Below are 21,919 nucleotides of genomic sequence, written 5' to 3' on the forward strand. Positions count from 1 at the left end.
AGGCTTAATCATGTTTGGCATCAAGGGAAAAAAGGCGGCAGAAGAAGTCCGCTACCGATATCCGGGCGAACGCATGGCCGTGGATGGCAATACCGCGGTGATCCTGTGCGAGCGCGAGGCATCCGACGCCGCCGGCGCCTACCCGATCACGCCATCGACGCAGATGGGGGAGTACTGGGCCGAGCAGGCGGCGAACGGCCATATCAATGTCTCCGGCAGACCGCTGATCTTTGTCGAGCCGGAATCCGAACACGCGGCAGCGGCAGTCACCGCCGGTCTGTCGATGACCGGTCTGCGGGCGACCAATTTCTCGTCGTCGCAGGGCATCGCCTTCATGCACGAGTCGCTGTACGCCGCCGCCGGCAAGCGCCTGCCCTATGTGCTGAATATGGGTTGCCGCGCCATCACCCATGCCTCGCTCAATGTGCACTGTGCCCACGATGATTTTCACTGCATCGATGACACCGGTTTTTTCCAGTTGTTCGCCAACAGCGCGCAGGAAGCCGCCGACCTCAACCTGATCGGCCGCCGCACCGCCGAACTGGCACTGACCCCGGCGGTGGTGGCCCAGGACGGCTTTCTGACCACTCACCTGCTGGAGCCGATCCGCAAGCCCGAGCGCGAACTGATTGCCGAATACCTCGGTTCGCCGGAAGACCTGATCGACAGCCCGACGCCGGCACAGCGCCTGCTGTTCGGCCCGACCCGCCGCCGGGTGCCGGCACTGTGGGACGTCGACCTGCCGCTGATGTCGGGCGGGGTGCAGAACCAGGACGCCTTCATGCAGACCATGGCGGCGCAGCGTCCGTACTTCCATGCCCACGTCGCCGGGCTGGCCGATCAGGCCATGCACGAATACGGCGCGCTGACCGGCCGCCACTACCAGCGTCTGTCACGCTACCGCTGCGACGACGCCGACTATCTGATCGTCGGCATGGGTTCGATGATTGTCGAGGCGCAGGCCGTGGCCGACTGGCTGCGCCGCGAACGCCAGCTCAGGGTCGGTGTGGTCGGCATCACCCTGTACCGGCCGTTTGCCGGTGATCTGCTGGGCGAGGTCATCAAGGGCTGCAAGGGCGTGGCGGTGCTGGAACGGACCGACCAGCCGCTGGCCGAAGATCTGCCGCTGATGCGCGAAGTCCGCGCCACTCTCGGCAAGTGTCTGGAAAACGGCCGCACCCCGCGCGGCAAGCCGCTGCCCTACCCCGGCCATGCCGCCATGACCGCGGCCGAGGCGCCCGATCTGTACTCGGGGGTGTACGGCCTCGGTTCACGCGACCTGCAGCCGGAATGCCTGATCGGCGCGGTGGAAAACATGCTGCCCGACAGCAGCCAGCGCCGTTTCTTCTATCTGGGTATCGACTTCATCAGCGAACCGCTGTCGCCGGTCGAGGCGGAATGCAACGACAGTCTGCTGGCTGCCTATCCGCAGGTGCGCGAACTGGCGGTCAAGGGCTCGGTCAATCCGGACCTGATGCCGCCGGACGCCCTGACCGTTCGCATCCACTCCATCGGCGGCTGGGGCGCCATCACCACCGGCAAGAACCTGGCCATGACGCTGTTCGAGCTGCTGGACTGGGAAATCCGCGCCAATCCGAAGTACGGCTCGGAAAAGAAGGGCCAGCCGACCACCTACTACCTTGCCGCCGCCCCGACGCCGATCCGCCTCAACTGCGAGTATCGCTACGTGGACGTGGTGATGTCGCCCGACCCCAATGTGTTCAGCCACTCCAATCCGCTGGATGGCCTGAAACCCGGCGGCGTGTTCATTCTGCAGGCGGACAGCCCGGACCCGGACACGGTCTGGGCCGGCATTCCGACGGCCCGTCAGCAGGAAATCACCGAGCGCGGGATTCGCCTGTTCTTTGTCGACGGTTTCTCGATCGCCCGCGACGAGGCCAGCCATCCGGAGCTGCAACTGCGCATGCAGGGCAATGCCTTCCAGGGCGCCTTCTTTGCCGCCTCGCCGCTGATGGCGCGCGCCAGCCTTGACGAGGCGCGCCTGTTCACCGCCATCGAGGCGCAGTTGCGCCGCAAGTTCGGCGCCAAGGGCGAGCAGGTGGTGACCGACAATCTGCGCGTGGTGCGGCGCGGCTTCGACCAGACCCGCGAGATCCGCCACATGCCGCCGCAGGCAGCCGACGCCCCCGCCCTGCTGCCCGTCGCCCCGGCAGCCCTGGCGGCACGGCCGCGCAGCCAGTCGCCGCTGGGTGACATCCACCGCTTCTGGCAGCGCACCGGCGTGCATTACGTGGCGGGCCGCGGCTCGGACCGGCCGGCCGACCCGTTCCAGGCCCTGTCGCTGCTGCCACCGGTCACCGGGCTGATGCGCGACATGACACAGATCCGCTTCGACTACCCGCACTGGCAGCCGGACAAGTGCACGGCCTGCGGCAAGTGCTATGCCGTGTGTCCCGATTCGGCCCTGCCGGGCCTGGTGGTCCGGCCGGCCGACTTGCTGGCGACGCTGATCCGCCGCATCGAAACCGGCGGCACGCCGACCGTGCATCTGCGCCGGGTCAGCCACAGGCTGGCCACCCTGCTGCATGCCGGCTGTCACCCGCAGGGCCACGGCGGCCAGGTCGGTACCGCACTCGACAGCGCCATCTATCAGGTACTGGCCGAGCAGCAGCCCGGAGAGACGCACGACAGTCTGGAGCGGGAGCTGGGGCGGCTGCGCAGCGAACTGGGGGACACCGATTTTGCCCTCACCGCACCGTACTGGACCGTGCGCGAAAAGCAGTGCGCCGGCAGTGGCGGGCTGTTTGCACTGACGGTCAATCCGTCCACCTGCAAGGGCTGCATGGCCTGTATCAGCGTGTGCAAGGACGGCGCGCTGAGCGCCCGCCCGCAGGACGAGGCCGCCATTGCCGGGCTGCGGCAGCGCTGGGATCTGTGGCGCGACCTGCCCAATACGCCGCCGGAATTCGCCCGCATCCGCGATCTCGACAACGGGATCGGCGCGCTGGAAACCCTGCTGCTCGACAAGCGCCACTACGGGTCGATGGCCTGTGGCGACGGTGCCTGTCTCGGTTGCGGAGAAAAGACCGCCATCCACCTGTTCACCTCGACGGTCAGCGCGCTGATGCAGCCGCGGGTGGAACGCCAGCTGACACGGCTGAAGGACCTGATCGTCCGGCTGGAAGCCCATATGCGCCAGCAGCTGGTGGCGGGCATCGACCTGTCCGATGCCGAGGCACTGGCCGATGCCAGCCTTGCCGTTCCGGACGGCGACCTGACCCTGTCCCGCCTCGCCGACCTGCTCGACAGTGGCCATGAGAACACCGTGGTCGACCGCGCCTGGCTCAAGGACATGGGACAGTTGCTGGCCCGGCTGCGCGATCTGGTCTGGCGCTACGAATCCGGTCCGTCCGGCAGCGGGCGGGCCGCCATGGGGGCAGTCAACTCGACCGGCTGTACTTCGGTGTGGGCTTCGTCCTGGCCGTACAACCCGTATCCGTTCCCGTGGTCCTCGCATCTGTTTCAGGACAGTCCGTCGATGGCCATGGGCCTGTTCGAGGGCCATATGTCGCGCATGGCCGAAGGTTTCCGGGCCATCCGCCGGGTGGAGGACGTGCTGTCCGGCGCCCCCCTTACCACGGAAAAGGCCGGTTTCTACCAGCGCTTCAACTGGCGCGACTTCAGCCACGACGAATGGCAGCTCTGCCCGCCAGTGGTGGCCATCGGCGGCGATGGCGCCATGTATGACATCGGTTTCCAGAACCTGTCGCGTGCGCTGGCCTCCGGCACGCCGGTCAAGATACTGGTGCTGGATACGCAGGTGTACTCGAATACCGGTGGCCAGGCCTGCACCTCGGGCTTTGTCGGCCAGGTGTCCGACATGTCGCCATATGGCAAGGTCGGGCGCGGCAAGCAGGAAATCCGCAAGGAAATCGGCCTGATAGCCATGGCCCACCGCACGAGCTTCGTGCTGCAGTCGGCCGTCAGCCATCTCCCGCACCTGCTGGGCGGCTTTATCGACGGTCTGAACAGCCAGCGACCGGCCCTGTTCAACATCTATGCCGTCTGTCCGGCCGAGCACGGCGTGGCGGACGACGGCATGGATCGCCAGTCGCGGCTGGCGGTCGAATCGCGCGCCTACCCGCTGTTCCGCTTCGATCCGGATGCCGGGCCGCTGATCAGCGACGGGCTGGACCTGAGCGGCAATCCGGCGCCGGATGCCGATTGGCCGATGACCGAACTGGTCGGCCACGACGACAGCGGCCAGCCGCTGCGCCGGCAAAAGCCCTTTACCTTTGCCGACTTCGCCTGTACCGAAGCGCGCTTCGGCAAGCACTTCCGCAAGATCGGAGCGGCCGATGACAACGGACGGATGCTGCCGTTCGCCGCGCTGCTCGCCTTGCCGGAGGCCGAACGCGCCGGCCATGTGCCGTATATCGAGGTACTGCAGGGCGATGGCCGCATCGGACGGCTGGCGGTCAGCGACAGCATTGTGCGCTCGGCCGACGACCGTCTGCGCTTCTGGCACCAGTTGCGCGCCCTGTCGGGACAGGCGCAAGGCAGCCAGGTGCAGGATGCCGTCGCCCGTGCACGCCAGGACATGGCGCGCCAGCTGTCGGACACGCTGTTCGCACTCGCCGGCAGCGCACCACCGCCCGGCGGGCAGCCGGCTGCCGCTCCGGCAGCAACGGCGGCAACGACATTCGAGCCGGCATGGATCGATCCGGCCGACTGCACCGCCTGCGACGACTGCACCCGTCTGAACGGCAAGGCGTTTGCCTATGGTCCGGACGGCAGGGCAACCGTGGCCGACCCGGCGGCGGCGACCTATGCCGAGCTGGTGCGGGCGGCCGAGCACTGTCCGGCAGCCTGCATCCACCCGGGTACGCCGGCCAATCCGGACGAGCCGGGCCTGCCTGCGCTGCGCGAACGCGCCAGTCACTTCGCATAAGGACAGACCATGACACTGTTCGAGGCGATGTTCGCCCCCCGGCACGACGACCATGGCAAGGCCCGCACCGCGGGCCTGCCGATCCGCCGCCTGCCGTTTCCCGAGCGGGTGACGGTGCCGCTGGCCCAGCATATCGGCAAGCCGGCCCGCACCTGCGTGCGGATCGGTCAGCCGGTGGCGCGCGGTGAGCTGATCGCCGAAGCCGACGGCTTTGTGTCGATTCCGCACCATGCGCCGGTCAGCGGCACGGTCGAAGCCCTGCCGCTGCTGACAATGGCCGATGGCCGCCGCACACCGGCCATTGCCATCCGCACCGACCCGTCCAGTCTGCAGTGCCGCCTGCCCTTGCCGCCGGCGGTCGATCCGCTGACCCTGACGCCGGACGCACTGGCAGCGGCAGTGCAGGCCACCGGCCTGGTCGGACTGGGTGGCGCGGCGTTCCCCACGCACGTCAAGATGAGTCCGCCCCGGGAGGCCAGACTCGACACCCTGCTGGTCAACGGTTGCGAGTGCGAGCCGTTTCTGACCGCCGACCACCGGGTCATGGTCGAGCACACCACCTCGCTGATGGCGGGCATCCGCTATGCCATGCATGCGCTGGGTGTGCATCGCGCACTGATCGGCGTGGAGGATGACAAGCCCGCCGCCCTCGCCGCGATGGCCGCGCAACTGCCGGCCGATCGCAGCATCCAGTGCCGGGTGCTGCCGACCCGCTATCCGCAGGGCGCGGAAAAAATGCTGATCCGCTCCGTGCTGCAGCGTGAGGTGCCGTCCGGCAAATTGCCTGCGGACATCGGCGTGGTGGTCAATAACGTCGGCACGCTGACCATGCTGGGCGAACTGCTGCCCCGGCGTGCCGGACTGATCGAGCGCGTGGTGACCGTATCCGGGCCCGGGGTGCAACAGGCGGGCAATTACCTGATTCCGCTCGGCACCCGCATCGGCGACGTACTCCGGCACGCCGGTATGGCACCGGGCGACATGGAAGTGATTCTCGGCGGGCCGATGATGGGCATCAGCGCCCCCTCGCTGGACGTCCCGGTCACCAAGGGCCTGTCCGGCATTCTGGTGTTCCCGGCCGGCTCGCTGCCGGTGCGCGAGCGCCGGTCCTGCATCCGTTGCGGCCAGTGCCTCGACGCCTGCCCGATGGGCCTGAACCCGTCCCTGCTTGGCCAGCTGGCGGCAAAGCAGGAATACGAGCAGAGCGCACGCCATGGCGTGCTCGACTGCATCGAGTGCGGCGCCTGCACGCAGGGCTGCCCGTCCGGCATCCCGCTGCTGCAGTACAACCGGATCAGCAAATCCGTTCTCCGCCAGCGGAGGCCATCATGAACCGGCAACCGGTCCGGCTGACCCTGCGTGCCTCGCCACACCGGCTCGCCGGTCATGACACGCCGAAGATCATGCGCCACGTGGTGTATGCACTGCTGCCGGTCACGCTGTGGGCGATCTGGCAGTTCGGCCTCAGCGCGCTGCTGCTGGTGCTGGCGGTGGTTGCCAGTTGCGTGCTGACCGAACGCCTGATCATTCGCGATCCGTCCCGTCCGCGCGACCTCAGCGCGGTCATTACCGGCCTGACGCTGGCCATGAGTCTGCCCCCGGCCCTGCCGCTGTGGATGGGTGCCGTGGCCGGCATGGTCGCCATTGCGCTGGGCAAGCTGCTGTTTGGCGGCCTGGGCAGCAATGTGTTCAATCCGGCCCTGATCGGCCGCGCCTTTGTCCAGGCCAGCTTTCCCGCCGCCATGACCACCTGGACCCCCGCCGGCGCGACCGACCGCTTTACCGGGCTGATCCCGTCGACACTGACGCCGCCGTTCGTGATGCCGCCACCGGTGGCGGCCTGGGCCACGGCCCGGCTGGACGGTTTTTCCGGCGCCACGCCGCTGGCGTCATGGAAGTTTGCCGGCGAGTTGCCGGCCCACGGGCACTTTCTGTTCTCGCCCGGCGCCAGCGGCTCGCTGGGCGAGACGTCGGCCCTGCTGATCGTGGTCTGCGGTCTGTATCTGGCCGTCCGCGGCATGCTGAACTGGCGCATTCCGCTGGCGGTGCTGAGCGGCGCCGCCCTGCTCACCGCCCTCGCCGGCCCCTTCCCCCGGTTGCCGGATGGGCTGCTGTTCGTTCTGACCTCGGGCGGGCTGATGTTCGGTGCCTGGTTCATGGCCACCGATATGGTGACGGCCCCGATCAGCCGGCACGGCCTGTGGCTTTACGGCCTGCTGATCGGCATGCTGGCCGTCACCCTTCGCTTCTGGGGCGGCGCGTCGGAAGGGGTGATGTATGCCATTTTGCTGGCCAATGCGCTGGTACCGCATATCGATGCCCTGACCCGGCCACGCCGCTACGGCCACGGAAAATTCGGGAGACGCGCATGAGTACCGCAAACCGGGAAAGCAGCCAGCGCATGATTCTGGTACTGGGCGGCATCGCCCTGCTGTGCGGGATGCTGATCGTGATGGCGGACGAGTTGAGCCGCCCGTATGCGGCCGCCAACCGGCGGCAGGCGACCGAAACCCTGGCGCGACGGGTGGTGCCGGCCAGTGCCGCCACCATCCGGCCCTATGTGCTGGCCGGCGGACAGTTGCTGGCCGACACCGCGCCCGACCGCCAGGGCCAGCGGCTGCTGGCCGCCTATGACGCGCAGGGGAAACTGGTCGGCATCGCCGCCGAGGCCGCCGCGCGCGGCTATGCCGGCCAGGTGCAGCTCGTCTACGGCTACGACCCGGCACGCGAAACCATTACCGGTTTTGCGGTGGTCAGAATGGCGGAAACGCCGGGGCTGGGCGACAAGATCCTGAGCGACAAGGGGTTTCTGGCGAATTTCCCGGGGCTCGATGCCCGGCTGTCCGCCGATGGCCGCGCCCTGGCCCACCCGATTGTCACCGTCGGCCACGGCAAGAAGACCGCGCCCTGGCAGATCGATGCCATCTGCGGCGCCACCGTCACCTCGCGCGCGGTCGGCACGGCACTGAACCAGGGGGCCGGCAGCCTGCTGCCGTCATTGCGCCCCCATCTTGCAACCCTGGCGAAGGACAGGCCATGAGCATCCCCCCATCCCTTCCCCCCGGCACCTTCAGCGAAGGACTGTGGCGCAACAACCCGGTGTTCGTGATGCTGCTCGGCATGTGCTCGGTGCTGGCCGTCACCAATTCGGCCATCAATGCGCTGGCCATGGGCCTGTCGACCACCTTCGCCCTGGTGGCGTCGGCGGCGATGGTGTCCGCGCTGAGCCGGATCATTCCGCGTCCGGTGCGCATCGCCACCTATGTGGTGATCATCGCCACCTTCGTCACCCTGATCGACTACGCGATCCAGGTCATCAGTCTGGCGCTGTACAACGCGCTGGGCGCCTTTATCCAGCTGATCGTGGTCAACTGCCTGATTCTTGGGCGGGCAGAGGCGCATGCGTCGAAGCACCGGGTCTGGCCGGCCGTCGTCAATGCGCTGGGCATGGGGCTCGGCTATACCCTGGCCCTGCTGGCGATGGGCGTGGTGCGCGAAATCCTCGGCAGCGGCAGCCTGTTCGGCGTGCAGCTGTTCGGCGAGCAGTTCGCGCCATGGGTCATCATGGTGCTGCCGCCCGGCGGCTTCTTCGTGCTTGGCGGCTGGCTGTTGCTGTTCAACAGCCTCAAGTCCCGCCGGCAGGCCCGGCAATCGTCCACGGAGGCATGCCATGTCCACTGAATCGCTGGGGTCGATCTTTCTGAACGCGGCCATCATCAACAACTTCGTGCTGGCGCTGTTCATGGGCATCTGCCCGTTTCTCGGCGTCTCCGGCAAACTCCGTACCGCCTCGTCCATGGGCGCGGCCACCCTGTTCGTGATGCTGATCTGCGCCCTGTGCGCGTGGGCAATCAATCTGGCGCTGGCCTGGCTCGGACTGGAAAGCCTGCGGCTGATCGCCTTCATTACCGTCATCGCCTCCGCCGTCCAGCTGGTGGAGATGCTGATCCGCCGCTTCAGCCCGGCGCTGTTCGAGAGTCTGGGTATTTTCCTGCCGCTGATTACGACCAACTGCGCGGTCCTCGGTCTGGCCCTGTTCCAGACCGCACGCCATTACTCGCTGCTGCAGGCACTGGTCTTCGCCTTCGGCGCCGGCGCCGGCTTCACCCTGGCCCTGGTGCTGATGGCCGGACTGCGCGAGCGGCTGAGTCTGGCCGATGTGCCCGATGTCAGCCGCGGTGCGGCGCTCAGCCTGATGCTGGCCGGCATGCTGGCGCTGGCCTTCATGGGCTTTGGCGGACTGGGGGCGTAGGCCATGATCGGTCTCAGGATGCTGGGCGCAGGCTGCCTGGTGGCCGTGCTGCTGGGGGTCTGGGTCATGATCGATGCGTGCTGGCAGCTTCGCTGCCGCCCGGGCCCCCGCCGCGACGCGCCGGCCTGCCGCGCCTGCCGCCAGCACGACTGTCCGCAGCGACAGGATTGACGCCATGCGGCAGTGCCAATGGCGACATGCTTCGTCGGATCGGCGCCATGCCATATGACAGACACCTTCCATTCCGGATCAGGCAATCATTTCTTTATCGGTCCCATTCTCCGGTTGATTTACGCCCCCAACGCCACGCTGAATAAATAGCAAACACCGAAAACCGGAAACTTTCCGGCCCCTCCGCAATGGAGCGGGCGGGATCCGGCCATGCAGCAACAAGCGTAATATATCGGCGCCGGAATAATTCCGGCAGCCAGAATGACCATTGCAATTCCAAATAAATATCAAATAAATCGAAAATGACAATATCAAAAAAGCTTTTTCTGACATTGAGTGTCGCATTACTTTCATTGTTGCTGGTCGGCGGCTACGGCATCTGGCAACAGGGCCGGGCACAGGATCAGCATGAAGCCATGATGAGCAGTATTTTCCCCAGCCTGAACGATATCACCAGCGCCCAGCATGGCCTGGCCAATGTACGGGTCGGGCTGCGCGACCTGCTGCTGGCGGAGGGGGAAGACGAGCACAGTGCGGCCCGGGCCAAGATTGCCAAAGGCAAAAAGGCTTTTGACACTGCCATCGCCAATTATCAGGCCAACAATATCTACAATGATGAAGACCAGAAAAAGCTGAATGATGTCCGGGATACCGGCGCACGCTACTGGGACGCGATCCAGCCACTGATTTCCCGGGTGAACTCCCTTGATCATGCACACGAGGTTGCCCTGATACGCCAGGCCGTGCCACTGTCGCATGCCGCCGAAAAAGCGCTGGATGACCAGTATCAGCTCAATCAGACGCTGACCATAAAAGATGCGGCCGACAGCCGGGCCCATTATGAAAGCACGCGCAATCTGTCCGTGCTGTTTATCGGTCTCGTATTCGTGCTGACCGGCTGCCTGTCGCTCCAGTTGTTCCGCACCATCAACAATGGGCTGGCGCAAATCCGCAATGCACTGAAAACCGTCAGCGAGACCCTGGATTTCACCGGGCGCACGCCGGTGACAAAGCGGGATGAAGTGGGCGAAGCCTGCGAAGCGCTCAATCAGCTGCTGGAGAAACTGCAGGCCAGTTTCCTGGCGCTGCACAGCGTGGCGCAGGAAGTCGATGTTGCCTCGCAGGCCCTGAGTGATACTGCCCGCCAGGTCTCGGCGGCATCGGCGGCACAGAGTGAATCCGCCTCGAACATGGCGTCGACCGTGGAGCAGATGACCGTCAGCATCAACCATGTGGCCGAACAGGCCCACGAGACCCGGCAGGGTGCCCACGAGGCCCGCGCCCTGGTGACGTCGGGCTCGGAGATCATCCGCAGCACGATCAGCGACATTCACGAGATTTCCCAGGTGGTCAAACACTCCGTCGCGCATATCCAGCAACTGGAGTCCAGGAGCGCGGAAGTGGGCACGGTGGTCAATGTCATCCGGGACATTGCCGACCAGACCAATCTGCTGGCACTGAACGCGGCCATCGAGGCCGCCCGGGCCGGTGAACAGGGGCGCGGCTTTGCCGTCGTGGCCGATGAAGTGCGCAAGCTGGCCGAACGGACGGCGAAATCGACCCAGGAGATTGCCGCCATGATCGAGTCAATGCTGAACATGGCCAAACAGACCGTCATCCAGATGGAGTCGGCCGACAATCTGGTCGAAACCGGCGTCTCCCGCGCCGATGGCGCCAGCCGCGCCATCGAGGAAATCGGTGCGAATGCGGAAAAGGCCGCCGTCAGCATTACCGAAATCTCCGCCGCAATCCAGGAACAGGGCGTGGCCAGCAACAATATCGCCGCCCAGGTCGAACAGACCGCGCAGATGTCGGAAGAATCGAGCACTGCGGCCAGGAATACCGCAGAAAGCGCCGAACGGCTGGATACCCTGGTCAAGCAGCAAATGAGCACGCTGGCGCAATTCCGGGTCTGAATCTCCGTGTAGCGAGCGCCGAGCAGTTCCGCACCACCTTCGTCCCCGGCCAGCGCCGGGGTTTTTTCATGGCACCGGACTGCGAGCAGCAAACATTTACTAGACGACCGGTCTATTCGGACTATACTTCGCCCGTCACCTGGCCGGCACAGCAGGCGTTCCGCCTCCCCGCCGGCACCGTTTTGCTGCACAAGGAATCCCCGCCATGAACATCCTGATCGTCCTCACCTCGCATGACCGCCTCGGCGACACCGGCAAGAAAACCGGTTTCTGGCTGGAAGAATTTGCCGCCCCGTACTACGTGTTCAGGGATGCCGGCGCGCAGCTGACGCTGGTTTCGCCCCTGGGCGGCCAGCCGCCGCTGGACCCGAAGAGTGACGAGCCCGACGCACAGACACCGGCGACCGAACGCTTCCGCCAGGATGCCCAGGCCCGGCATGCGCTGGCCCATACCGGCAAGCTGGCCGATGTCCGTGCCGACGACTTCGATGCCGTGTTCTACCCCGGCGGCCACGGCCCGCTGTGGGATCTGGCCGAAGATCCGGCCTCGATCGCGCTGATCGAAGCCTTCGAGCGCGCCGGCAAGCCGCTGGGGCTGGTCTGCCACGCGCCGGGGGCGCTGCGCCGGGTGCGTACGTCCGATGGCCTGCCACTGGTCAAGGGTCGGCGCGTGACCGGCTTTTCCAACAGTGAAGAAGCAGCGGTGCAACTGAGCGAGGTGGTGCCGTTCCTGATCGAGGATGAATTCACGCGTCTGGGCGGACAGTATGAAAAGGGCGCGGACTGGCAGCCGCATGTCGTGGTCGATGCCCGCCTGATCACCGGCCAGAACCCGGCCAGTTCCGAAGCCGTGGCCAAGGCCATGCTCGAACAACTGGCCTGACGATCGCCCCCCTGCCCGGCCAGCCGGCCGGCAGGACTCCATCCCGCACAAGGCCCCGGTCACCATGATCAAGCTGCACCACCTGAACCACTCCCGCTCCATTCGCACACTCTGGCTGCTGGAAGAAATCGGCCTGCCTTACGAGCTGGTCGCCTATCGTCGTGATCCGCAGTCCCATTTTGCGCCGCCCGCACTGGCGGCCATCCACCCGCTGGGCAAGTCCCCGGTCATTGAACTGGACGGACAGCTGATTGCCGAGTCCGGCGCCATGACCGAAGTGCTGATCGAGCGGTTTGCCCCGCATCTGGCGCCAGACCGGTCCTCGGCCGACCATGCCGCCTACCTGCAGTGGATTCACTTTGCCGAAAGCTCGGCCATGCTGCCGCTGCTGCTGAAGATTTTCACCAGCCGGGAATCGGCCGCGCTGACCTTCCTGCCCGGCTATGCCCAGCAGGAGTGCGACAAGGTTCTGGGTTATCTGGAATCGTCGCTGGCGGGCAGGACGTACCTGCTTGGCGAACGCCTGAGTGGCGCGGATTTCATGATGGTGTTCGTGGCCGAGCTCGCCCTGCGCCTGGAGCAGCCGGAAAACTACCCGAACCTGCAACGCTATGTGTCCGGGCTGAGGGAACTCGACAGCTGGAAAAGGGCGCAGCAGGTCGAGCAGCAGCAGTATTCATCCTGACAGGCTGACAGCTCATCAGGGAAGGCACCGGCGGTGCAAGCCCGCCGGTGCAGCAGCATGCTCAGCGCATGATGAGTCCGCCATCCACCGAGAGGGATTGCCCGGTCACATAACTGGAAGCCGGGCTGCACAGCCACAGCACGGCATCCGCAACCTCGTCGGCGCGGCCGTGCCGCCGCATGGGAATGCCGGGAAGCATGGCATCGAGCGCCTCCTTCTGTCCGGCAGCGACCATCTGGTCTGCCATCGGGGTCCAGATCAGGCCGGGGCATACGGCATTGATCCGGATGTTCCGCGCGGCATATTCCAGAGCCGCGCTCTTGGTCAGACCGAGCACGCCGTGCTTGGCAGCGTGATAGGTGCTGCGTTCGGCCCCCCCGACCAGCCCCCCCAGGGAGGAGCAGTTGACGATGGCGCCGCTTCCCTGCTGCCGCATGTGCTGCAGTTCAAACTTCATGCAGGCCCACACCCCGCGCAGATTGACCGCGTTCACCCGGTCGAAGTCCTCGAAGGTGGCATCGGCCGTCTCGGCGAGGGCGTTCTGGATGCCGGCATTGTTGAATGCCAGATCCAGACGGCCGAATGTAGCGACAGTTGTCCTGACCATCGCTTCGACTTCGCCCGGATCCGCCACGTTGCAGCGAATGCCGACGGCCCCGTATCCGGCCGCCACCAGTTCATCGGCAGCAGCACATGCACCGTCGCCGTTCACATCCGCCAGCGCCACGGATGCCCCCGCCCGGGCAAAGGCCCTTGCGGTTGCCAGGCCAATGCCCGACGCGGCGCCGGTGACCAGCGCCACCTGATTCCCGAAGGAGATTTTCATGATGTCATTTTCTGTGTCTGATAGAAATTCCGGGGAGCAGTACTGACGCTCAGTGCTGGACCTGCATTTGCTGCACAGCCGGATAGCGGCCTCCCACGATCCGGATCCGGGAAACGGCAGATTCCAGTTCCAGCACCTCAGCCGGATTCAGCATCAGCCTGGCCGCACGCAGGTTTTCGTCCAGATGCGCCAGTTTGGTGGTGCCCGGGATCGGGACGATCCAGGGCGCTTTTGCCATCATCCATGCCAGCGCCACCTGCGCGGATGTCGCGCCTCTGGTCCGGCCGAACGCGCTCAGCACTTCCACGACCGCCAGATTTGCCCGGATGGCTTCCGGCGTGAAGCGCGGGAGCGTGTTCCGGTTGTCATTGCCGGTGTCAAAGCGCGTGTACTCGGTGATACCGCCCCCCAGAAAACCGCGGTTCAGCGGGCTGTAAGGCACAAAACCGATCCCCAGTTCCTGAATGACCGGGAACACTTCTTTCTCCTGTTCGCGCCACATCAGATGGTATTCACTCTGCACGGCAGTCACCGGCTGCACAGCGTGGGCGCGCCGGATGGTCTGCGAATTGACCTCGCAAAGACCGAAACGCCTGACCTTGCCTTCGCGGATCAGATCCCTGACGGTGCCCGCCACGTCCTCGATGGGCACGGCCGGATCGAGCCGGTGCTGGTAGAACAGCTCGATGGTTTCCAGGCGCAGCCGCTTGAGCGATTCTTCCGCGACACGCCGGATGTTCGCGGGCGTGCTGTCCAGCTGGCCTTCGAAATACTTGCCATTGACGATGCGATGCCCGAACTTGGTCGTCACGCTCACCCGGTTCCGGAACAGGTGCAGGGCCTCGCCGGCGAGCGCTTCGTTGATCAGCGGTCCATAAACCTGGGCGGTGTCAAACAGGGTAACGCCGCGATCCACGGCCTGATGCAGCAGCGAGATCATCGCCTTGCGGTCAGGATGGGGACCCCGGTTGTAGTTCATCCCCATGACACCGAACCCGAGGGCAGACACCTCCATGCGGAAATCGCCCGACCCGAGGATCCGGCCGCCGGAGAGAACGGGCAGGTCCATCGCGTCGCACCCCGACAATGTTGCTGTCGCCGGCTGTGCAGCAACCGCTCCCGCCATCAGCGGCGCCGTGCATACGGCTGCGCCGACCGTTGCGCCTGCCTTCAGCAACTCGCGCCGGCGGGAGGAAATCTGTTCGTTCATCTGTTCTGTTCCTTTACTGCCCAGAGGATAAAAAGTGTCGTGCGCGCCACGGCGGCTCATGCGGGCGCTCCCGCCGGCCACACAGGCGGTCTTTTGCTGACAACGCACTTTAAATCCCGTTCCAGACATTGAGTAGGCAGCAGAATCTGCATATCAAGATAAGCAAGGCTCATGAATTTCACATCCCCCGGGACAAGGGCGATTTCAGGCGGGATCCGGATGAAGGCGGTAATATCGGTGAAGTCCCATAACGAGGATTCATCAATGTCGCGGGACAGTTTCAGTGATCTGCTTGCCTTCATCACCGTGGCTCGCGCCCGCAGTTTCACGCGTGCGGCGGCCCGGCTTCGTGTCACACAGCCAGCCTTGAGCTACACCGTCCGGGCGCTGGAAGAAAAACTGGGCGTTCGTCTTCTCACCCGCAGCACGCGCGGTGTGTCGCCTACCGAGGCCGGCCAGCGGCTGCTCGATCGCCTGGCCCCTGAGTTTGACGGCATCGAGGCCGGGATCCGGTCACTCGGCGAGCTGCGTGACGCCCCCATGGGGACGATCCGGATCACCGCCATCGACTACGCCATCAGGAGCACCCTCTGGCCAAAGCTGGCCAGCTTCCTTCCGGCCTACCCCGGAATCAGGGTCGAGCTGAGCAATGAGTATGAAAGTGTCGATATCGCCGCACGCGGCTACGATGCAGGCGTGCGGTTTGGCCAGGAACTGGCACAGGACATGATTTCAGTGCGAATCGGCCCTGACGTGCGCAACAGGGTGGTGGGGTCGAAGTCCTACTTTGCCGGGCGGCGGCGGCCCGATACCCCCCGCGATCTCGCCGGGCACACCTGCATCAATCTGCGCACGTCCACCCATGGCGGCCTCTACGAATGGGAGTTCATCAAGGGGAAGCGCGCAATGAATGCCCGGGTGGACGGGACGGTCATTTTCAACAACGCCTATGACATTCTCGAAGCGGCCAGAGCAGGCTTCGGGCTGGCCTACCTGCCGGAGGACATGGTTCGTCCCCATCTCTCGGAGGGGCAACTCCTCTCCGTCCTGGAGGACTGGTGCCCGGTGTGGCCCGGGCTCCATCTCTATTACCCGAACCGGCGGCAGCCTTCGCGCGCGATGACCCTGCTGGTCGACGCCCTGCGTTACAGGCCATAGCCGCGGAGTCCCCTGCATGCCAGGTGAAAATTTTCGTGACATCCAGGCCTTTCTCGCTGTTGCGCGCGAACGGAGCTTTACCCGCGCGGCAGCCAGACTGGGCGTTTCCCAGTCCGCACTCAGCCACACCATCCGCGCGCTGGAGGCGCGGCTCGGACTGCGTTTGCTGACCCGCACAACCCGCAGCGTATCGCCGACGGAAGCTGGAGAACGCCTGATCGAAAGCGTGGGTCCCCGATTCGAGGCCATCAGCAGTGAACTGGCCGACTTCGAGGCGCTTCGCGGCAAGCCCGCCGGGACTGTACGCATCAGCGCCCCTGACTTCGCGGCAAACACGATTCTCTGGCCCAGGCTCTCCCGCCTCAGGCAGACCTGTCCCGACATCAAGCTCGAGGTAGCGATCGAGCCGGGTCTGATCGATATTGTGGCAGAGCACTTTGATGCAGGCGTTCGTTTTGGCGACCAGATCGCCAGGGGCATGACGGCCGTCCGGATTTCACCGGATATCCGCATGACGATCGTCGGTGCGCCTTCCTACCTGGAACGGTGCCCGCCGCCCCGAATGCCGTCAGACCTGACTGCGCACGACTGCATCAACATGCGTTTCTCGATGCGTGGCGATGTGTACGCCTGGGCGCTCCGGAAGGGAAATCAGAACCTGAAGGTGCGGGTTGAGGGCCCATGGACATTCAATTGCATCTACCCGGTGATTGAAGCGGCACTTGCCGGATCCGGCCTGGCCTATATGCCGGAAATGCTGGCTCGTCCACATGTCCAGAGCGGTCGCCTCCGGCCTGTGCTCAAGGACTGGTGTCCGACCTTTCCGGGCCTTCACCTTTACTTTGCCAGCCGGCATCCATCGTCGCCGGCCCTGTCGCTTGTCGTCGAAGCGCTGCGCTATCACCATCAGTCTGATGCACAGTCAGGTGAACCCGCCATTCATGGGCTCATGTAGTTTCTGGTGTCTGGACGCATCATGCACAGAGGCTTGAGCCGTGGGGAAACCGCCGCCCGCACACTCAAGCCTCGCCCTGCTGCCCGGGTCTAGTGGCGACCGATCAGGCTGTCTTCCGGCGCCTGCTCGCGCTGATGCAGGCCATAGTCGCGCATGACGGACGTCACGCGCACCCGGTAATCAAGGAAGATCTTGTCACGGCCGGCTTTCTGCGCGGACAGGTGCGCCGGCACGTTCCGCCACTGCTTCACCGCCTCCTCATCGCGCCAGGTCGTGACCGACATGACCTTTTCGGGATTCAGCGTGCTTTGAAAACATTCAACCGAAATAAACCCCTCGATCGGTGCCAGAAGCGGCTGCAATTTGTTCACCAGATCCACATACGTCTGCTGTTGCCCGGGGGCAGCCTGCAATTCAAACAGCACAACAATCATTTTTGACTCCTTGGCTGACTTCAAGAAAGAAACCCGCGCCTCATCGGTCATTGCCCGGTTATCCGGCAAGCAGGCACGATCCGTTTTTTATAAGCGGCGGCAGGTTCCGGAAAACAGTGCTGGAAAAGCGGCAGAAAATGGCATGCCCGTTGCAGGCATGCCCGTATTCGCGATTTCCCGTGGTCCTGTTTCCCGCTCTGTTTATACCGTGCGAATGGACTGACAAACCGGTCCAATTGCAACTGAATAAACAGACCACTTTCCGGTATCAGGGTGTCATTGCCCTGATGTCATGGATGCCAGCCAGCCAGCGCCCCGGTGTCAGCACCAGCTCGTTGCAGCACGCGGCGCGGGTCTGTTCGAGCACCTCGACCACCCGCGAACCGGCCAGCGAGACGGCATCAGGCAGCGCAATACCGTCCAGCAGGCTGGCCGTCAGGCTGGCGGCGAACAGGTCGCCGGTGCCCTTGCACGCGCAGTCGACCCGGGCGTGGCGGAGGGTCACGCTCTCCGTCGCCGTGACCAGTGCCGTCCCCATCTGCCCGTCCGGCCAGGCCGCCGGCGCCGCGCTGGTCACGGCCACCCAGCGGGTGCGCGCGCCCAGCAGTTGCCGTGCGGCTGCCATCGCTTCTTCCTGGCGCCCGGTCGGCATGCCGGTCAGCTGCGCCAGTTCGTAGCCGTTCGGCGTCAGGCCGGTCGCCAGCGGCAGCAGGTACCGGCAATAGGCGTCGACCAGACCGGGGGCGACATAGGTGCCGACGTCGACATCACCGATGACCGGGTCCACGACCACCAGCAGCCCGGGCATTTCCTGCTGCAGGCGGCTGATCCAGCGCGCGAGGACGGCGGCATGATCGGGATGCCCGAGATAGCCGACCAGAACGGCGCGCAGGCGTTGCAGCGCCCCGCGTCGCCCGAGGTCGTACAGATAGCCTTCCAGCCATTCGGCCGGCACGGCGCCGCCATGGACGCTGGAATAGTGCGGGGTGTTGCTGAGCAGTACCGTGGGCACGGCGGCCACACTGAGGCCGCCGCCCTGCAGCACGGGGACGGCCACATTGTTGCCGACCCGCCCGTAGATGACCTGGGACTGCACGGAAACCACATCCAGCAGATACGGATGCGGTTCCCGCGCCGTCCCGGGCAGGGTGGCGTCTCCCCTCATGCCGGCGTCTGGTGGTCCAGCTGGCGCAGCCAGTCCGCCATCACGCTGCGTGCGGCCGTCGTCAGGTGGTCCCCCAGACGGGCGGCGTCTTCCCGCAGCGTGCGCGGGTCGATGCCGGCCTGCCCCAGCTCGCTGGCATGGCCAACCAGCCAGCTTTCCAGCTTGTGCACGTCGGCTTCGAGGTGGCACTGCAGCCCGAGCACATTGGCGCCGATGGCGAACGCCTGGTTGGCTCCGACTGCCGTGCTGGCCAGCCGGACACCACCGGCGGGAATGTCGAACTGGTCGCCATGCCAGTGCAGGACCGGGGTGTCCCCCAGCGTGGCCAGCACCGACTCGCGGCCTTCCGGCGTCAGCGTCAGCGGAGAGAAGCCGATTTCCTTGACGCCGAGCGGATAGACTTTGGCCCCCAGCGCGCGTGCAATCAGCTGGGCGCCCAGGCAAATGCCCAGCATCGGCTTGCCGGCCGCCAGCCGCTGGCGCACGACGGCCAGTTCGCCTTCGAGGAAAGGATAGATCTGTTCGTCGTAGGCGCCGATGGGGCCGCCCAGCACGATCAGCAGGTCGGCATTCCGGACCGCTGGTCCGTCCAGCGCGTCCAGTGCCGGATTGAGGTACTGCACCTGGTAACCCTGTTCGAGCAGTACGGCATCGAGCGTGCCGACGTCCTCGAAGTGAATGTGGCGCAGTGCAATCGCTGTTTTCATACAAATCCTCATTGGAATAAGAGAACGGGAAGCGGGGACTAGGCGGCGGATTTCAGATCGACCGTCAATTCGCCGGACAGGGGAAAGGTACAACAAGCAAGGGCATAGCCGTCTTCCTTGTCGTCATCGCTGAGGCAGAAGTCGGGCTCGAACCGGCAATCGCCGGCGGACACCCGGACCCGGCAACTGCCGCAGATGCCGGCCCGGCACTGACTGCGGACCGGCACGCCGCTGGATTCCAGCATGTCCAGCAGACTCTTGCCCGGCGTGGTCTCGATGACGGCATCACTGTCGGCAAGGCGCAGGCGCAGCGGCGCTGCCGCTTCGCCCTGCCGGATCTCTGCCGCCGTCGGCGCGTCCGGCGGGGTGAACGACTCGATCAGCAGCCGGGCGGCGGGGAAGATCGTGGCCGTCCGCTCGCGGAAGGTCTGGGCAAAGGCATGACTGCCGCAGATCACCACCGCCTGCGGCTGCTTCAGGATATGCAGGGCATCCGCCGGCGGGCGACCGGACATGAAGTGACCGCTGTCCTGAATGCACTCGCGGGTGACGAAGACGCGCAGGGAGAACCACGCCATGGTCAGGTCCAGCTCCAGCAGCTCGTGCAGGAACGGGATGTCAACCACCCGGGGCACGCACAGCATCAGCACCACCTCCGGCACGCGCAGCCCGCTGCGCGACCGGGTCGCCAGTTCCCGGAGCAGCGCGATCGGCAGCGTGATGCCGATGCCGCCCGCGACCATGCCGACATGCTCAAGGTCGACAATCGACGCCAGCGAGATGTCACCGGCCACATAGTTCAGCGGCACCATCGACCCTTCCTGCAGGGTCGAATGCAGCTGGTCCGAGACCCCGCTGCGGCCCGAACGCTTGACCGCGATCTCGAACAAATCGTCATCCTGCCGACGGGTGATCGAATACAACCGCTCCTGCAGGGTGCCCGAGGTGTCCGGATAGTGGATCGCGACATGCCGGCCGGGCTGCAGCGTACTCAGAAAGCCGGCATGCGCATCCTGTGCCCGCAGCGTGAAGACCTTGACCCCTCCCACCTCCGGGACGGCGCGTTCGCAACGCGCCTGGACCACGGTGTTCATGCACGGACCTCCTGGCGCGAGGCGGAAACGGGATTCGAATGGATCTTGCCGGCCAGGCCAATCCGGTCAAGAAGGCTTTCGACCGATTCGGTGTAGACGCCGATCTCGTTGGTGTCGCCGACATCATGCAGAATGTCGCGAGCGTGCGGGAAGTCGAGCATCGAGAACACGGTGGACCAGGCCCCGAGTTCGTTGTTGGCGAACATCTGCACGGTCTTGACGATGACCGCGCGCAGGTATTCGCGTTCCTTGCGGCTCAGGCCGTGAACGATGTCGGTCGCCACAAAGCTGAATACGCTGGAGTGGCTCCATTCGTCCATGGCGTGGGTCCGGGTGACTTCATGGCAGACGGCCTGGATCGAGTCATCCTCGGCCATGGTCTTCAGGTAGTCGGTAATCAGGGTTTCACTGGCGCAGGCAATGGCGAAACGCGTCAGGCGGCGTTCCCACTCGGCACCGCAATCCGCCAACAGACCGTCGCGCCAGCGAACCAGATTGAAGTCCGAGAAGTCGAGCGGCGGAAGGCCGCGCATATCGTAGATATAGTTGCAGGCCATGATCGACATGCGCGTATGCAGGGCTTCGTCCAGCAGGGTTTCCGACATCACGTCCTGCAGCAGCGCGCGATTGGCGCTCGGCGGCGGCGTCTTGATAATGTCTTCGCACACCGGGGCCACCACATTGCACTCAATATAAATGGTTTTCAGATTATAAATTCCCCAGGCGTACGAGAGGCATTTGGACTGCAGTTCTTCCGGCGCTTCCAGCCAGGCCTGATGGTCGCGGAACGGCAGCAGGGACGTACTGAAATCCTTCTTGGCCGGATCAAAGGCCAGACTCCAGTAGTCAGGCTGTTCCCGATTGACTGCTGCACGGCTTTTCCACAGTGTGGACAGCTTGTTCAGCATGACGTGGACGGCATCATCGGTACCTGCATTCAAATGTTTCATTTTCAATCTCCGGCTTGCAGACTGGCTGCGTTTTTCAAGTATGAAAGTTGCGTTATATTTTTATTATTTAACGTTTCCCGAACCGGGAATAACCGGCGGGTAAATGGATGAATCTTTTATTTCGGTACATCACGATTGCAGCACCATGACGGGGCTGATCGCTCACGACTCAGGCTCGCCCGTTATTCGGGCGACAATCGTTTCAACAGTGAATGGCACATCGCCCGATGCCCCTGCACCGACGGTGGCAGGGGAAACAGTAGCGAGTACGAGAAAGTTGCAGTGAACAGGCGGGGTGGTCGGCCGGGCCATTTTCCTGCAGCGCAGAGGCACGGATTCAAGTGTCGGCGCGGCAATGAGGGTATGCCAGGATCATCCCCGTAAAAATACTATTCCCAATATGGTCTTTCGTAACAGTCCATTTTCAACAACAGGACCAGACCACCTGCCGAAATCTGCTGCGCTGCAACGACAGAAAAGTGGTCTGTACGGGTCCGGAAACACGGTATATCCCGCCCGTTCGCGGCCAGATTAGGATGGGGTTCTGCATTTGAGCCCATGGACAGCCCGATCGTCCTTATCAGCACAGACAGCAATCCGC

Annotated in this window: 19 protein-coding genes; 12 read left to right on the forward strand and 7 right to left on the reverse strand. The window is 64.8% G+C overall.

Going from position 1 to position 21,919, the window contains the following annotated elements; translation table 11 throughout:
- Positions 1-10 precede the first annotated feature (10 nt).
- The 10 genes from ACYVG8_RS04370 (at position 11) to ACYVG8_RS04415 (ending at position 12,819) form a co-directional block, all read left to right on the forward strand.
- Positions 11-4,912 carry a 2-oxoacid:acceptor oxidoreductase family protein gene (locus ACYVG8_RS04370; protein ID WP_460745061.1) on the forward strand — a complete coding sequence of 1,634 codons (4,902 nt, stop codon included), beginning with the start codon at positions 11-13 and terminating at the stop codon, positions 4,910-4,912.
- Between the two features lie 9 nt (positions 4,913-4,921).
- Complete coding sequence (rsxC, locus tag ACYVG8_RS04375) at positions 4,922-6,244, forward strand: electron transport complex subunit RsxC (RefSeq protein WP_460745062.1); 1,323 nt, start codon at positions 4,922-4,924, stop codon at positions 6,242-6,244.
- Entirely contained in the window at positions 6,241-7,284 is a 1,044-nt protein-coding gene (locus ACYVG8_RS04380) for an RnfABCDGE type electron transport complex subunit D (protein WP_315384940.1), read from the forward strand. Before rsxC ends, ACYVG8_RS04380 begins: the two co-directional genes overlap by 4 nt.
- Positions 7,281-7,952, forward strand: coding sequence for an FMN-binding protein (locus ACYVG8_RS04385; RefSeq protein ID WP_199905495.1), 672 nt, complete (start codon positions 7,281-7,283; stop codon positions 7,950-7,952). Before ACYVG8_RS04380 ends, ACYVG8_RS04385 begins: the two co-directional genes overlap by 4 nt.
- The gene (rsxE, locus tag ACYVG8_RS04390; RefSeq protein ID WP_315384943.1) at positions 7,949-8,593 is read left to right on the forward strand and encodes an electron transport complex subunit RsxE; all 645 of its coding nucleotides are present in this window, start codon (positions 7,949-7,951) and stop codon (positions 8,591-8,593) included. Before ACYVG8_RS04385 ends, rsxE begins: the two co-directional genes overlap by 4 nt.
- Positions 8,583-9,164 (forward strand): electron transport complex protein RnfA, encoded by a 582-nt coding sequence (locus ACYVG8_RS04395; RefSeq protein WP_028499020.1) that lies wholly within the window; start codon positions 8,583-8,585, stop codon positions 9,162-9,164. The genes rsxE and ACYVG8_RS04395 overlap by 11 nt, the downstream gene beginning before the upstream one ends.
- Before the next feature lie 3 nt (positions 9,165-9,167).
- On the forward strand, positions 9,168-9,335 hold the full coding sequence (locus ACYVG8_RS04400; protein WP_460745063.1) for a hypothetical protein: 168 nt from the start codon (positions 9,168-9,170) through the stop codon (positions 9,333-9,335).
- Between the two features lie 302 nt (positions 9,336-9,637).
- Positions 9,638-11,251: a methyl-accepting chemotaxis protein gene (locus tag ACYVG8_RS04405; RefSeq protein WP_460745064.1), complete on the forward strand. Its 1,614-nt coding sequence runs from the start codon at positions 9,638-9,640 to the stop codon at positions 11,249-11,251.
- A gap of 205 nt (positions 11,252-11,456) precedes the next feature.
- Positions 11,457-12,134, forward strand: coding sequence for a type 1 glutamine amidotransferase domain-containing protein (locus ACYVG8_RS04410; protein WP_107890037.1), 678 nt, complete (start codon positions 11,457-11,459; stop codon positions 12,132-12,134).
- Between the two features lie 64 nt (positions 12,135-12,198).
- A complete protein-coding gene (locus ACYVG8_RS04415; RefSeq protein WP_107890038.1) occupies positions 12,199-12,819 on the forward strand; it encodes a glutathione S-transferase family protein in 621 nt (206 codons plus the stop codon).
- A 61-nt stretch (positions 12,820-12,880) separates the two neighbouring features.
- Here the strand turns inward: ACYVG8_RS04415 and ACYVG8_RS04420 are convergent, their stop codons facing one another.
- Both ACYVG8_RS04420 and ACYVG8_RS04425 read right to left on the reverse strand, forming a co-directional pair.
- A complete protein-coding gene (locus tag ACYVG8_RS04420; protein ID WP_331637995.1) occupies positions 12,881-13,621 on the reverse strand; it encodes an SDR family NAD(P)-dependent oxidoreductase in 741 nt (246 codons plus the stop codon).
- Between the two features lie 73 nt (positions 13,622-13,694).
- Positions 13,695-14,855 (reverse strand): aldo/keto reductase, encoded by a 1,161-nt coding sequence (locus ACYVG8_RS04425; RefSeq protein ID WP_460745065.1) that lies wholly within the window; start codon positions 14,853-14,855, stop codon positions 13,695-13,697.
- 171 nt (positions 14,856-15,026) lie between these two features.
- Between ACYVG8_RS04425 and ACYVG8_RS04430 the strand changes: the two genes are divergently transcribed.
- Both ACYVG8_RS04430 and ACYVG8_RS04435 read left to right on the forward strand, forming a co-directional pair.
- The gene (locus ACYVG8_RS04430; RefSeq protein ID WP_331637997.1) at positions 15,027-16,013 is read left to right on the forward strand and encodes a LysR family transcriptional regulator; all 987 of its coding nucleotides are present in this window, start codon (positions 15,027-15,029) and stop codon (positions 16,011-16,013) included.
- A 16-nt stretch (positions 16,014-16,029) separates the two neighbouring features.
- The gene (locus tag ACYVG8_RS04435; protein WP_460745066.1) at positions 16,030-16,968 is read left to right on the forward strand and encodes a LysR family transcriptional regulator; all 939 of its coding nucleotides are present in this window, start codon (positions 16,030-16,032) and stop codon (positions 16,966-16,968) included.
- Between the two features lie 89 nt (positions 16,969-17,057).
- On the opposite strand, the gene ACYVG8_RS04440 is transcribed toward ACYVG8_RS04435, so the two are convergent.
- The 5 genes from ACYVG8_RS04440 to ACYVG8_RS04460 form a co-directional block, all read right to left on the reverse strand.
- Positions 17,058-17,453 (reverse strand): antibiotic biosynthesis monooxygenase family protein, encoded by a 396-nt coding sequence (locus ACYVG8_RS04440; protein WP_199489843.1) that lies wholly within the window; start codon positions 17,451-17,453, stop codon positions 17,058-17,060.
- 217 nt (positions 17,454-17,670) lie between these two features.
- Positions 17,671-18,567 (reverse strand): pyridoxine/pyridoxal/pyridoxamine kinase, encoded by an 897-nt coding sequence (gene pdxK / locus ACYVG8_RS04445; protein ID WP_051528794.1) that lies wholly within the window; start codon positions 18,565-18,567, stop codon positions 17,671-17,673.
- Positions 18,564-19,274: a glutamine amidotransferase gene (locus ACYVG8_RS04450; protein ID WP_107890040.1), complete on the reverse strand. Its 711-nt coding sequence runs from the start codon at positions 19,272-19,274 to the stop codon at positions 18,564-18,566. Before ACYVG8_RS04450 ends, pdxK begins: the two co-directional genes overlap by 4 nt.
- Positions 19,275-19,312: 38 nt before the next feature.
- A complete protein-coding gene (locus ACYVG8_RS04455) occupies positions 19,313-20,368 on the reverse strand; it encodes a 2Fe-2S iron-sulfur cluster-binding protein (RefSeq protein ID WP_028499014.1) in 1,056 nt (351 codons plus the stop codon).
- The gene (locus ACYVG8_RS04460; protein WP_107890042.1) at positions 20,365-21,318 is read right to left on the reverse strand and encodes an AurF N-oxygenase family protein; all 954 of its coding nucleotides are present in this window, start codon (positions 21,316-21,318) and stop codon (positions 20,365-20,367) included. The genes ACYVG8_RS04455 and ACYVG8_RS04460 overlap by 4 nt, the downstream gene beginning before the upstream one ends.
- Positions 21,319-21,919 lie beyond the last annotated feature (601 nt).

The organism is Microvirgula curvata, from assembly GCF_054781615.1.